Genomic DNA, 13,541 nt, shown 5'->3' on the forward strand with positions numbered 1-13,541 from the left:
GGCATCCATGCCCGTCACCTCCCTCCGCAGTCCCTTCGCTCGGCCTCCTGAAGTCGCAATCGGCGGCGCCTGAACTATCGCGCGCTTAGAAGCAAAAGCCGAAGCAAGAGCAAGAGCAAGAGCAAAGCGGTTCGCTGTGCTAGCGCGGTTTCAAGTCCAACCGGCGCAGATGGCAGGTCACTTCCTCGCGGTCGTGATACAGCTGCTTGCAAGCAATCGACACCTTGATCTTGCGCGCCTTGAAGGTCGCCTCCATGCGGTCGAGCAGCCGGCGTACTTCGGCATAGCGCTGTTTCATCGGCAGCTTCAGGTTGACCACAGCTTCACGGCACAACCCCTCGCCCAGCCAGGTCTCGATCAGCGAGGTGGTACGCGCCGGTTTCTCGACGATGTCGCACACCATCCAGTCCACCGGCTGCTTCGGTTGCCAGGTGAAACCATCGGCCATCAGGTGCTGGACCAAGCCGGTGTCCATCAGGCTTTCGGCCATCGGCCCGTTGTCGATGGCGGTCACCAGCATGCCCCGGCGCACCAGCTGGTAGGTCCAGCCACCCGGCGAGGCCCCCAGGTCGACACCGGTCATGTCATCGCCCAGGCGCTGCTCCCACTGCTCGCGCGGAATGAACTGGTGCCAGGCCTCTTCCAGCTTGAGCGTCGAGCGGCTGGGCGCCTCGCGGGGGAATTTCAGGCGCGGGATGCCCATGGGCCACAGCGCACTGTTGTTGGCCGGGGCAACACCGGCAAATACCCGGCGGCCGCTGATGAAGGTGAGCAGCAGGCGTGGGCGGCTGGGGTCGTCGACCAGGCGGCCGGCCTTTTCCAAAGCCTTGCGCAGCGGCACCTCGAACTTGCGGCAGAAGGTGGACAGTTCCTTGCCTTCGTTGCTGTCCAGCACCTCCAGCCACAGGCTACCGAATACCGGGAACCCGGCCAGGTGCGCCAGCAGCACACTGATGCGGTCGCTTTCCGGCAGCTCGACATAACCGCCACAGGCCCACTGCCGCGGGAAAATCAGCTGGTTGAAGCGCAGTTCCCCCATCAACCGCTCGGCACCGCCCTCCTCGCTACAGACAAACTCGGCACTGGCACTTTGCGGCTTGCCTTTGGCATAGCCGGCAACACCCAGGCGGGCGGCATGTTCGCTGATTTCGGCGCACACCTCACCCTCGAAACCGGGCCGGCAATGCATGAACAGGGTATTCATCTCTCACTCCACTTCGGCTGGCGCGCCACAGGCGCCGGCAGGGCGGCGATGATAAAGGAAGATCGGAACCTGCGACACGCCCCGCCGGTCCAGAAAAGGGTCAGGTGGCGCAAAGCGGTCTAACCTGACCTTTCAGCCAGGTCCGTGCCGTGCGGATCGATACAGAGCGGTGCCACCGGCAGATCTTGCCAGGCACCGGCGCAGAAGGAGTTGGCAATGCCCTCGCTCGATAGCCTGAATACCCTCAAATCCCTACAGGTCGGCGACAAGACCTACCACTACTTCAGCCTCACCGAAGCCGCCCGCCAACTGGGCGACCTGCAGCGCCTGCCCATGTCGCTGAAGGTGCTGCTGGAAAACCTGCTGCGCTGGGAAGACGGCAAGACCGTCACCGGCGACGACCTGCGCGCCCTCGCCCAATGGCTGGGCGAGCGACGCTCCGACCGCGAGATCCAGTACCGCCCGGCGCGGGTGCTGATGCAGGACTTTACCGGTGTGCCGGCCGTGGTCGACCTGGCCGCCATGCGCGCAGCCATGGCCAAGGCCGGCGGCGACCCGCAGCGGATCAACCCGCTGTCACCCGTGGACCTGGTGATCGACCATTCGGTGATGGTCGACCGCTACGGCACGCCGCAGGCCTTCAGCGAGAACGTCGACATCGAAATGCAGCGCAACGGCGAGCGTTACGCCTTCCTGCGCTGGGGCCAGAGCGCCTTCGACAACTTCCGCGTGGTACCGCCGGGCACCGGCATCTGCCACCAGGTCAACCTCGAATACCTCGGCCGCACCGTCTGGACCCGTGAGGCCGATGGCCGCACCTACGCCTTCCCCGACACCCTGGTCGGTACCGATTCGCATACCACCATGATCAATGGCCTGGGCGTGCTGGGCTGGGGCGTGGGCGGCATCGAAGCGGAGGCAGCCATGCTCGGCCAGCCGGTGTCGATGCTGATCCCCGAAGTGATCGGCTTCAAGCTGACCGGCAAGCTGGGCGAAGGCATCACCGCCACCGACCTGGTGCTGACGGTGACGCAGATGCTGCGCAAGAAGGGCGTGGTGGGCAAGTTCGTCGAGTTCTATGGTGATGGCCTGGCCGAGCTGCCCTTGGCCGACCGGGCGACCATCGCCAACATGGCCCCGGAATACGGCGCCACCTGCGGCTTCTTCCCGGTCGACCAGGTGACCCTGGACTATCTGCGCCTGTCCGGCCGCCCCGAAGCGACCGTGCAACTGGTCGAGCAGTACTGCAAAGCCCAGGGCCTGTGGCGGCAGCCCGGCCAGGAGCCACTGTTCAGCGATAGCCTGGCGCTGGACATGCATGAGGTCGAGGCCAGCCTGGCAGGGCCCAAGCGGCCGCAGGACCGGGTAGCCCTGGGCCAGGTCAGCCAGGCCTTCGACCACTTCATCGAACTGCAACCCAAGCCGCTGGCCAAAGAGGTCAGCCGCCTGGAAAGCGAAGGTGGCGGCGGCGTGGCGGTAGGCAACGCCGACCAGGCGGGGGAGATCGACTACAGCCATCAAGGCCAGACGCACACACTGCGCGATGGCGCCGTGGTGATTGCCGCGATCACCTCGTGTACCAACACCTCCAACCCCAGCGTGATGATGGCCGCCGGGCTGGTGGCGAAAAAGGCCCTGGAAAAAGGCCTGCAACGCAAACCCTGGGTCAAGAGCTCGCTGGCGCCGGGTTCCAAGGTGGTCACCGACTACTTCAAGGCCGCCGGGCTCACCACCTATCTGGACCAATTGGGGTTCGACCTGGTCGGCTATGGCTGCACCACCTGCATCGGCAACTCCGGCCCGCTGGATGAAGCGATCGAAAAAGCCATCGGCAGCGCCGACCTCACGGTGGCTTCGGTGTTGTCGGGCAACCGCAACTTCGAAGGCCGCGTGCACCCGCTGGTCAAGACCAACTGGCTGGCCTCGCCGCCGCTGGTGGTGGCCTATGCCCTGGCCGGCAGCGTGCGCCTGGACCTGACCCGCGACCCGTTGGGCACCGGCAAGGATGGCCAGCCGGTGTACCTGCGCGATATCTGGCCCAGCCAACAGGAAATCGCCGCTGCCGTGGCCAAGGTCGACACGGCGATGTTCCACAAGGAATATGCCGAGGTGTTCGCCGGCGATGCACAGTGGCAGGCCATCGAGGTACCGCAGGCGGCCACCTACGTGTGGCAGGCCGACTCCACCTATATCCAGCACCCGCCGTTCTTCGACGACATCGGCGGACCACCCCCGCAGATCACCGACATCCAGGGTGCGCGAATTCTGGCGCTGCTGGGTGACTCGGTGACCACCGACCACATTTCCCCGGCCGGCAACATCAAGGCCGACAGCCCGGCCGGGCGCTACCTGCGTGAGCAGGGCGTGGAGCCCCGCGACTTCAACTCCTACGGCTCGCGGCGTGGCAACCATGAAGTGATGATGCGCGGCACCTTCGCCAACATCCGCATCCGCAACGAAATGCTGGCGGGCGAAGAAGGTGGCAACACCCTGCACGTGCCCAGTGGCGAGAAGCTGTCGATCTACGACGCGGCCATGCGCTACCAGCAGGAAGGCACTCCGCTGGTGGTGATCGCCGGCCAGGAATACGGCACCGGCTCGAGCCGCGACTGGGCGGCCAAGGGCACCAACCTGCTGGGGGTCAAGGCGGTACTGGCGGAAAGCTTCGAGCGCATTCACCGCTCCAACCTGGTAGGCATGGGCGTACTGCCTCTGCAATTCAAGGCCGGACACAACCGCAAGCAACTGGGGCTGACCGGCAAGGAGAAGATCGATGTGCTTGGCTTGAACGGCGCACAGATCCGCCCGGGCATGAGCCTGCCCTTGCGCATCACCCGCGAGGACGGGCAGCAGGAGCAGATCGAGGTGCTGTGCCGGATCGATACCGTGAATGAGGTGGAGTACTTCAAGGCGGGGGGGATATTACATTATGTGTTGCGCCAGCTGATTGCGGGCTGAGGCGGGTATGCTTGGGGCTGCTGTGCAGCCCATCGCCGGCAAGCCAGCTCCCACAGGTAAGTACAGCCCTCAGCCTTGATGCTATCCCTGTGGGAGCTGGCTTGCCGGCGATGGGCCGCGCAGCGGCCCCAATATTGTTCAACGAGAAGGACCACTCGTGCCTCGCTTCCACCTGATCGCACTTTTACTCTTGGCACTCGGCTACACCCTCGCCCTGAGCCAGGGCAACCTCGGCATCACCACCCTGCCCACCTTTCTCGCCCTGCTTGCCAGCGCCTTGCTCGCTCGCCGCCCCCAGCGCTGGCAACAAGCCCTCGGCCACACGTTGTTCATCCTCCTGGCCATCGCCCTGGCATTGCACTGGCTGCCCGGCTTCAACGCTGCCAAGGTCATCGACGGCGTTGTCCTCAGCTCCGGCGCCCTGCCCTTCACGATGTACCTGAACCTGGACAAACCGCTGATCGGCGCCTGGCTGCTGCTGGCCTGCCCTTGGCTGTTCCTGTGGCGCAGCCAGGGCCTGGCGACCAGCCTGCTGTACGCCCTGCCCCTCACCCTGCTCGCCTGCCTGGGCGGCGCCTGGGCACTGGGCATGCTGGCCTGGGCCCCGAAATGGCCCGACCAGGCCTGGCTGTGGCTGCTGAACAACCTGCTGCTGGTAAGCCTGACCGAAGAACTGTTGTTCCGCGGTTACATCCAGGCCGGCCTGCAACGGCTGCTGCGCCACCAAGGGTTGGCGTTGTTCGCCGCCGCCTTGCTGTTCGGCCTGGCCCACCTGGGGGCCGGCTGGCAATGGGTGTACCTGGCCACCCTTGCCGGTATCGGCTACGGCCTGGCGTATCGCTGGGGCGGCGTGGCGGCGGCGGTGCTCTGCCATTTCGGCCTGAACCTGGTGCACTTCACCCTGTTCAGCTATCCGATGCTGGCTCTTGGCTAGCTAATCGGTCATCATTCGACTTATACGTCATGAAACAGCAGTAAAAACGTAATAATGACGCCAACTTGCTTGAACGTGCTCGCTGGCTAACCCAGTTCAGCTGATGGCTTATTGCCACAGATCAAGCACATTAATTATTCATTCAATAAAACCAGCGGCTTGCCGATACCTGTCGAAAGCCCTGCGGACTATCAACCCATGCGTAACAACCAGCCGATTACCCAGAGAGAACGGACTTTCCCTGCCCAGCAGCGGTTGATCTCCACCACCAATGCCAAAGGGGTGATCACTTACTGCAACGATGCTTTCATCGAGATCAGTGGTTTCACCCGCGAAGAGCTGACCGGTGCGCCGCACAACCTGGTGCGCCACCCCGACGTGCCGCCAGCGGTGTTTGCCCACATGTGGCAAACCCTCAAGCAGGGCCAGCCGTGGATGGGTATCGTCAAGAACCGCTGCAAGTCCGGCGACCACTACTGGGTCAACGCCTATGTCACGCCGATCTTCGACAACAACCAGGTGGTCGGCTTCGAGTCGGTGCGGGTCAAGCCTACCGCCGAGCAGGTCCGCCGCGCCGAGGCGCTGTACCAGCGCATCAACCAGGGCAAGCCGCCGGTACCACGCCGGGACAAGTGGCTGCCGGTGCTGCAGGACTGGTTGCCGTTCATCCTGATCAGCCAGGTGGGCTTCCTGATCGGCAACTGGCTGGGCCATTCCTGGGGCTTCGCCCTGGCTGCCGGGCTTTCCGTACCGCTGGGCCTGCTGGGCCTGAGCTGGCAGCAGCGCGGCCTCAAGCGCCTGCTGCGCCTGGCCGAACAGACCACTTCCGACCCGCTGATCGCGCAGATGTACACCGACAGCCGTGGCGTGCAGGCGCGCCTGGAAATGGCCATGCTCAGCCAGGACGCGCGCATGAAAACCTGCCTGACCCGCCTGCAGGACAGCGCCGAACACCTCAGCGAACAGGCGCGCCAGTCCGACGAGCTGGCGCACAAGAGTTCTTCGGGCCTGGAACGCCAGCGGGTGGAGACCGAGCAGGTTGCCGCTGCGGTCAACCAGATGGCCGCCACCACCCAGGAAGTGGCCAACCACGTGCAGCGCACCGCCGATGCCACCCAGGAAGCCAACCGCCTGACCAGCCAGGGCCGGCAGATTGCCGGTGAAACCCGCGAGGCCATCGAGCGCCTGTCGGCGGCGGTGGGCGAGACCGGCCAGACGGTGACGCAACTGGCCAAGGACAGCGACGAGATTGGTGGCGTGGTCGATGTGATCAAGGGCATCGCCGACCAGACCAACCTGCTGGCGCTGAACGCGGCCATTGAAGCGGCACGTGCCGGTGAAATGGGCCGAGGCTTTGCCGTGGTGGCCGACGAAGTACGCCAGCTGGCCCAGCGCACTGCCGAATCCACCGGGCAGATCCACGGCCTGATCGCCAAGCTGCAACAAACCGCCAGCAATGCCGTGCTGACCATGGAAACCGGCCATCGCCAGGCGCAGGAAGGCGTCGACCGTGTGATGCAGGCCGACGAGGCACTGGTGGGCATCAGTGAAGCGGTAGCCAACATTACCGACATGGCCACCCAGATTGCTGCGGCGACCGAGGAGCAGACTGCAGTGGCTGACGAGATCAGCCGCAACATCAGCACCATCGCCGACCTGGCCGACCAGACTGCCGAACAGGCCCAGCACTCGGCGCTGCTCAGCGAAGAGCTGACCAGCACGGCGGGTACCCAGTACTCGCTGGTGGAGCGGTTCAACCGCTAAGGCGGCTTCCACAGGTACGGCATGCACTTTATACCTGCGCCGTACCTGTGGGAGTAACTGTCTTGCTCAAAATCCAAAAGATTGCGCGATCACTGTGGGAGCGGGTTCACCCGCGAACACCGGCGAAGCCGGTGCCATCCAGCGCGCTGGCTTCTTCGCGGGTGAACCCGCTCCCACAGGGGACCGCGCAAGCCTTCAGAGTGCATTCACGGCAGTTGCTCATGCAACGAGCGTGTGAGCATTACCAATCCAGCTGCAAGCAGCTCTCGAAGTAGCGCTCTTCCCCGCTCAGCGGGTCTGCAAAGCGCAGGCTCTGCGCCAGCAACTTCAGCGGCCGCTGGTAGTCATCCTCTTCGTTGACCAACTGCGGATAGAACGGGTCATTGCAGATCCCTGCCCCCAATGCCGCCATGTGCACACGCAACTGATGGGTCTTGCCAGTCACCGGCGACAGCCCGTAACGCCACAGTTCGCCATTCTTTTCCAGCACTTCGGCCAGGGTTTCGCTGTTGGCCTCCCCCTCGACCTCATGCATGCGGAAAAACGGCTCGCCATGTACCAGGCGGCTTTTGTGCACCAGCGGGAAATCGTGCTGCGGCATGGCCGCGGCAATGGCCTGGTAGCGCTTGTCGATACGTCGTTCGGGGAACAGCCGCTGGTAGGCACTGCGGCTCTGCGGGTTGGCGGAAAACAGCACAAGCCCGGCGGTATGCCGGTCGATACGGTGCAACGGCACCAGATGCGGGTTGCCCAGGCGGCGGATCAGGCGGCGCAGCAAGGTCTGTTCGACGTATTCGCCAGTCGGCGTCACTGGCAGGAAATGCGGCTTGTCGGCTACCACCAGGTGCTCATCCACATGCAGTACGGTCTCCTGCACCGGGATCGGCCGCTCGTTCGGCACCTCACGGAAGTAGTGCAAACGCATACCGCGCTTGTAAGGCAGTTCGGCAGAAACCGCCCGCCCCTCGGCATCCAGTACCCGGCCCCGGGCAAAGCGGTCGAGCCACTGGGCACGGTCGATGGCCTTGAAATGGTCACACAGGCAGTCGAGCACCGTCGCCCAGTTACCGGGGGGCAGGCACACCGTGCTGGCTTGCTGGCGGGCGGGGTCGAAAGGCGTGGTCATGGCAGGGCTCGAAACGTTCACGGCCGCGCATTATCCCCCAAGCCCGCGCCCTCAACCAGCCTGGGCAATGGCCTCGCAGCGCTCCTTCAGCCAGCGCAACACCTGCACCGGCTCCCAGCGCCCAGGGTCGTAGAGGGCATACAGCAACCCCTGGTAGCCCACCACATCCAGCCCACGGTGGTAGCCGGCACGCTGGAACAGGGCCTCGATCTCGGCGAAACAGGTATTGAAGTGGACCTTGCCGAACGGCGTACGGTCGTCGGTCACCAGGCCTTCGAGGCGCAGTTCCAGAACAGCGTCGGCCACCCGCTCGACGGGCATGCGGTTGACGCTGTACTTGAGTTGCTCGACATTGAGCATGGCTTCACCTCGATACTGTATTTATATACAGCATACGAATATCCCCTTGGCGCCGTCAATGCGCTTCATTGCAGCCCCGGCAGATAGCCGGTGCCTTTGCGGATGGTCAGAACCTGGCGCCGGGGGGCGCTACGCGACACGGCCAGGTGCACCCAGTCATCGAATTCGAGGATCAGTTGGTCGAAGGGGATGGCGCTTTCGCTGATCCGGCGCACCACCTCGCGCGGGCTCACTTCAATCACCGTGAAGTCAGCTGCCAGCCCCTGCAGATGCTTGCTCGTCAGCGCCCCGCCAATGCGCTGGTTGACTGCGGGGCTGCGATAGCCGCTGCTGACGATGACTGGTGCACCGAACAGCGCGCGCACCTGCTCCAGTGCATTGCACAGCAATTGCAGGTTGGCACGCGCTTCGGCTGGAGGATTGTTGTCGAGCCCTTCCCTGGCGGCGAGCTGCGAAATGGTCATTTCATCGAGGGTGAAATGGGGGGAAATACGCATGGCTGGGTTCCTGATGACCGGTGAAGGATGCCGGCCTCAACGTGCCGGCAGCGGATCATCACAACGCACCACACCGCATGGAGCAGGGATAGACCTCCCCTGGCGCGATTACTGCGCGAGAAACGCCACCACCTGTTCGGCATCGAACGGCCAGTGCAGCTCGGCGCCATTGTCACAGCGGCGCAGCACCGGAATGATCAGGCCATAGCGTTCGAACAGGGCTTCGTTCTCGGCAATATCGACCAGCTCCACCAGTAGGCCATGGTCGACGAAGGGCATCAGCACGGCCTCGGCCACTTCACACAGGTGGCAGCCGAGGGTGCCGAACAGTTGGCATTCAGGCAGCATGGGGGCAAGTCCGGTTTGGCAGGGAGAAACCTATTCTAGGTCCGTCCTGCCGTCCGTGCACCTGACCTGGCTCAATCCTGGCTGGTGGCGCCGATACGGTGCAGCGACAGGTCCGCGCCCTGGAACTCCTGCTCATGGCTCAAGCGCAGCCCGTGCAGCGCGCGGATTGCGCCGTACACGGCAAAACCGCCGGCCAATGCCACCACCACGCCCATCAGGCTGCCCAGCAACTGGCTGACCAGGCTGACACCGCCCATGCCACCCAGCACCTCCTGGCCGAAGATGCCGCAGGCCATGCCACCCCAGACACCGCACAGGCCATGCAATGGCCACACACCCAGCACATCGTCGATCTTCCAGCGGTTCTGCGCCGCGGTGAAGGTCCAGACGAACAGCGCGCCCGCCACCAGGCCGGTGGCCAGCGCACCAATCGGGTGCATCAGGTCGGAACCGGCACAAACCGCTACCAGCCCGGCCAGCGGCCCGTTATGCAGGAAGCCCGGGTCGTTACGCCCGGCCAGCAAGGCCGACAGGGTGCCACCGACCATGGCCATCAGCGAGTTGATCGCCACCAGGCCGCTGACACCCTGCAAGGTCTGGGCACTCATGACGTTGAAGCCGAACCAGCCGATGATCAGGATCCACGACCCCAATGCCAGGAAAGGAATGCTCGACGGCGCAAACGCCACCAGCCGGCCATCGCGGTAGCGCCCGCGGCGCGCGCCCAGCAGCAGCACCGCCGCCAGCGCCAGCCAACCACCCATGGCATGCACCACCACCGAGCCGGCAAAGTCATGGAACGGCGCGCCGAAGCGTGCCTGCAACCAGGCCTGAACGCCCAGGTTGCCGTTCCACACCACACCCTCGAAGAACGGGTAGATGAACGCCACGATCAACGCCGTGGCACACAGTTGCGGCACGAAGCGCGCCCGCTCGGCGATGCCCCCGGAGATGATCGCAGGGATCGCCGCGGCAAAGGTCAGCAGGAAGAAGCACTTGACCAGCGCATAGCCATGGTCGGCCGCCAGCGCCGCCGCTGGCTGGAAGAAGTTGACGCCGTAGGCGATCCAGTAGCCGATGAAGAAGTACACCAATGCCGAGATAGCGAAGTCGCTGAGAATTTTCGACAAGGCGTTGACCTGGTTCTTGTGGCGCACCGTGCCCACTTCGAGAAACGCGAAGCCGGCGTGCATGGCCAGCACCAGAATGGCGCCCATGAGAATGAACAGGGTGTTGGAACCATGGACCAGGGAGTCCATCGCGCTGTGCATGTTTTCCATGAAATAGGCAGACCTGCTGAAAAAGGCACCAGGACAGTTCAAGAACCTGCATCCCTGCACCGAATCGGTGCCAGCCCCCTGCCCTGTTTCGGTGATACGGGCGGAGCCTGCGTGGTTTTTTCTTGGGTTTGTCGTGGATTGGGTTAAGGTTTATCGGTATCCGCTGCGCTGGCGCCCCTAATCGGCGCAATATCTGCCTGGAGCGCCCCGCAACGTGGCAAAGCCTTAGCAAGGCCCATACCAGCGCCGGCACTTGAACCTTCCGCGCGTGCTATCACTCGAACTACCAACATTCATCGACAGGGAGACACCCATGGCCAGCAAATCGGCAAAGACTGCACAAGAGATATTGATGGCTGACTTCCAGGCACTGGTCCGCGACACCGAGAAGCTGCTGGCCGACACCGCCAACCTGGCCGGCGACCAGGCTGACGAATTGCGTGAACAGATCCACGAACGCCTGGCCCAGGCCCGCGAAAGCCTGCAGCTGACCCAGGACTCGGTGCGCGAGCGCGGCCAGGCAGCACTGGGCAGTGCCGAACAGTACGTGCAGGAAAAACCATGGCAGGCGATCGGCATTGCCGCTGGCGTCGGCCTGTTGATCGGCCTGCTGGCCAACCGGCGCTAAGGGGTTCCCATGGAGAACGACGCCAACGGCGCCAGCGCCTCGGGCAGGCGCCTGGGCGCTGCTGCCCTGGGGCTGCTGCACAGCCATATCGAACTGTTTGGCATCGAGTTGCAGGAGCAGAAGGGCCGCACCTTGAGCCTGCTGCTGTTCGCCGGCCTGGCCCTGGTATTCGCCCTGCTGCTGCTGACGGCGCTGTCCGGGCTGTTGCTGGTGTTGCTGTGGGACAGCTATCGCCTGGCCGGCATCATCGGTCTGTGCGTGTTCTACGGCATCGCCGCGCTGTATTGCGGCCTGCGCCTGAAGGCAGCGGTGTTCGACCAGTCGTCGCCCTTCGGCGCCACCCTCGAGGAACTTGCCAAGGACCGGGAGCGCCTGTTGCCATGAGCCTGCCAGAACTGCCAAACACCCGAAACCCGCGCGAACTGCGCAAGGCGCTGCTGCGCCTGCGCATGGAAATGCACCGCCAGGAAATCCGCCACGAGTCCGCGCAGTTGCTTGAGCCACTGCGCCGTGTGCGCGGCATGGGCAGCTCGCTGCACGACGGGCTGGGCATCAAGCATGCGCCGCTGTGGGGGATTGGCGCCGTGGTGGCGCTGGGTTTCCTCACCGGCAAGGGCGTGCGCAGCGGCAACCTGGCGCGGCTGTTGCGCCTGGGCACCAGCCTGCTGCCGCTGCTGCGCCTGTACCTGCAAGGCAGCCGCCGCCCCTGAGCGTTTTCCGTCGACTGCACCGGCCCTATCGCCGGCAAGCCGGCTCCCACCTCGACCGCATCGGCCTCAAGCCATGTGCAATCCCTGTGGGAGCCGGCTTGCCGGCGATAAGGCATTACAGGCTTACCCCTTGCGCTGCCCTTCCGGACACCGGAAGCTATACCCCTCGATCCACAGGAGACCGCGCCTTGGACTGGCACACCCTGCTCACCCGCGAACGCCTGGGCAAAGCCCTGTACAGCGCCGATGAACTCGGGCGCAGCCCCTTCCACAAGGACCACGACCGCATCATCTTCTCCGGTGCCTTCCGCCGCCTCGGGCGCAAGACCCAGGTGCACCCGGTTTCCAGCAACGACCATATCCACACACGCTTGACCCACTCGCTGGAAGTCAGCTGCGTCGGCCGCTCGCTGGGCATGCGCGTCGGCGAAACCCTGCGCGACAGCCTGCCGGACTGGTGCGCCCCCAGCGACCTGGGGATGATCGTGCAGTCGGCCTGCCTGGCCCATGACATCGGCAACCCACCGTTCGGCCACTCCGGCGAAGACGCCATCCGCCACTGGTTCCAGCAGGCCGCGGGGCGTGGCTGGCTGGACGACATGAGCGACGACGAGCGCGCCGACTTCCTCAACTTCGAAGGCAACGCCCAAGGCTTTCGCGTACTCACCCAACTGGAATACCACCAGTTCGACGGCGGTACCCGGCTGACCTATGCCACTCTCGGCACTTACCTGAAGTACCCGTGGAGCGCACGCCACGCCGACGCCCTGGGCTACAAGAAGCACAAGTTCGGCAGTTACCAGAGCGAACTGCCGCTGCTCGAACAGATCGCCCGCAAGCTCGGCCTGCCGCAACTGGAACACCAGCGCTGGGCGCGCCACCCGCTGGTATACCTGATGGAGGCTGCGGATGACATCTGCTACGCGCTGATCGACCTGGAAGACGGCCTGGAAATGGAGTTGCTGCAGTACGCCGAAGTCGAAGCGCTGCTGCTCGACCTGGTCGGCGATGACCTGCCGGAAACCTACCGCCAGCTCGGCCCAGGTGACTCCCGGCGGCGCAAGCTGGCGATCCTGCGTGGCAAGGCCATCGAGCACCTGACCAACGCTGCCGCCCGCGCCTTCGTCGAACAGCAGCAAGCCTTGCTGGCCGGCCAGCTGGCGGGCGACCTGGTCGAACACATGCACGGCCCGGCCAAGCGCTGCGTGCTGCAGGCCAAGGACATGGCACGCAACAAGATCTTCCAGGACAAGCGCAAGACCCTGCATGAGATCGGCGCCTACACCACGCTGGAGATTCTGCTGAACACCTTCTGCGGCGCCGCCCTCGAACAGCACGGCGGACGTACGCCGTCGTTCAAGAGCCGCCGGGTACTGGACCTTATCGGCAACAATGCCCCCGACCCACACGGCTCGCTGCACAGCGCCTTCCTGCGCATGATCGACTTCATCGCCGGGATGACCGACAGCTATGCCAGCGAAATGGCCCGGGAAATGACCGGGCGCTCCAGCCCGACCTGAGCCCTGCCGGTGCAGCCCGGGCATTGCCCGAAGCTGCACCGTGTATTGTGGGAAACTTCCTACATATACTGGCGACAAGTTAAACAGCACGAATAAAAATAAATGAAAAGTTACCAATCACGCTTTGACATCGAGTTAAACGCGCCTGTCTCGTAGCCCGTTTTGTTTTATCTTGTAAGCCATTTCCCATATAGGGCTAATAGCCCTTCCTC

Annotated in this window: 13 protein-coding genes; 7 read left to right on the forward strand and 6 right to left on the reverse strand. The window is 64.2% G+C overall.

What is annotated here, in order from left to right:
* Positions 1-139: 139 nt before the first annotated feature.
* Positions 140-1,204 carry a 23S rRNA (cytidine(2498)-2'-O)-methyltransferase RlmM gene (rlmM, locus tag CAG44_RS22740; RefSeq protein ID WP_085693043.1) on the reverse strand — a complete coding sequence of 355 codons (1,065 nt, stop codon included), beginning with the start codon at positions 1,202-1,204 and terminating at the stop codon, positions 140-142.
* Positions 1,205-1,420: 216 nt separating this feature from the next.
* On the opposite strand from rlmM, the gene acnA reads away from it, so the two are divergent.
* From acnA to CAG44_RS22755, 3 genes are all read left to right on the forward strand, one after another.
* On the forward strand, positions 1,421-4,162 hold the full coding sequence (acnA, locus tag CAG44_RS22745) for an aconitate hydratase AcnA (protein ID WP_085693044.1): 2,742 nt from the start codon (positions 1,421-1,423) through the stop codon (positions 4,160-4,162).
* Positions 4,163-4,319: 157 nt separating this feature from the next.
* Entirely contained in the window at positions 4,320-5,096 is a 777-nt protein-coding gene (locus CAG44_RS22750; RefSeq protein WP_085693045.1) for a CPBP family intramembrane glutamic endopeptidase, read from the forward strand.
* Positions 5,097-5,294: 198 nt separating this feature from the next.
* Entirely contained in the window at positions 5,295-6,860 is a 1,566-nt protein-coding gene (locus CAG44_RS22755; protein ID WP_025338303.1) for a PAS domain-containing methyl-accepting chemotaxis protein, read from the forward strand.
* A gap of 241 nt (positions 6,861-7,101) precedes the next feature.
* Here CAG44_RS22755 and CAG44_RS22760 read toward each other — a convergent pair whose 3' ends face one another.
* The 5 genes from CAG44_RS22760 to CAG44_RS22780 all read right to left on the reverse strand — a co-directional run bounded on the left by CAG44_RS22760 (position 7,102) and on the right by CAG44_RS22780 (position 10,471).
* Positions 7,102-7,986, reverse strand: a complete 885-nt coding sequence (locus CAG44_RS22760) for a pseudouridine synthase (protein WP_025338302.1) — start codon at positions 7,984-7,986, stop codon at positions 7,102-7,104.
* A 51-nt stretch (positions 7,987-8,037) separates the two neighbouring features.
* Positions 8,038-8,346, reverse strand: coding sequence for a hypothetical protein (locus CAG44_RS22765; RefSeq protein WP_004376097.1), 309 nt, complete (start codon positions 8,344-8,346; stop codon positions 8,038-8,040).
* 65 nt (positions 8,347-8,411) lie between these two features.
* Positions 8,412-8,843: a D-Ala-D-Ala carboxypeptidase family metallohydrolase gene (locus CAG44_RS22770; protein WP_085589404.1), complete on the reverse strand. Its 432-nt coding sequence runs from the start codon at positions 8,841-8,843 to the stop codon at positions 8,412-8,414.
* A 108-nt stretch (positions 8,844-8,951) separates the two neighbouring features.
* On the reverse strand, positions 8,952-9,191 hold the full coding sequence (locus CAG44_RS22775) for a glutaredoxin family protein (RefSeq protein ID WP_063913871.1): 240 nt from the start codon (positions 9,189-9,191) through the stop codon (positions 8,952-8,954).
* 71 nt (positions 9,192-9,262) lie between these two features.
* On the reverse strand, positions 9,263-10,471 hold the full coding sequence (locus CAG44_RS22780) for an ammonium transporter (protein ID WP_025338299.1): 1,209 nt from the start codon (positions 10,469-10,471) through the stop codon (positions 9,263-9,265).
* Between the two features lie 313 nt (positions 10,472-10,784).
* On the opposite strand from CAG44_RS22780, the gene CAG44_RS22785 reads away from it, so the two are divergent.
* The 4 genes from CAG44_RS22785 to CAG44_RS22800 all read left to right on the forward strand — a co-directional run bounded on the left by CAG44_RS22785 (position 10,785) and on the right by CAG44_RS22800 (position 13,329).
* Entirely contained in the window at positions 10,785-11,099 is a 315-nt protein-coding gene (locus CAG44_RS22785; RefSeq protein WP_075044200.1) for a YqjD family protein, read from the forward strand.
* A 9-nt stretch (positions 11,100-11,108) separates the two neighbouring features.
* Complete coding sequence (locus tag CAG44_RS22790; protein ID WP_085589401.1) at positions 11,109-11,483, forward strand: phage holin family protein; 375 nt, start codon at positions 11,109-11,111, stop codon at positions 11,481-11,483.
* Positions 11,480-11,809: a hypothetical protein gene (locus tag CAG44_RS22795; RefSeq protein ID WP_013971682.1), complete on the forward strand. Its 330-nt coding sequence runs from the start codon at positions 11,480-11,482 to the stop codon at positions 11,807-11,809. The genes CAG44_RS22790 and CAG44_RS22795 overlap by 4 nt, the downstream gene beginning before the upstream one ends.
* Before the next feature lie 188 nt (positions 11,810-11,997).
* Positions 11,998-13,329 (forward strand): deoxyguanosinetriphosphate triphosphohydrolase, encoded by a 1,332-nt coding sequence (locus CAG44_RS22800; RefSeq protein ID WP_013971681.1) that lies wholly within the window; start codon positions 11,998-12,000, stop codon positions 13,327-13,329.
* The last annotated feature ends 212 nt before the right edge of the window (positions 13,330-13,541 follow it).

This window comes from Pseudomonas sp. B13(2017) (assembly GCF_002113245.1).
In the GTDB taxonomy this organism is placed as follows: Bacteria; Pseudomonadota; Gammaproteobacteria; order Pseudomonadales; family Pseudomonadaceae; genus Aquipseudomonas; species Aquipseudomonas putida_Z.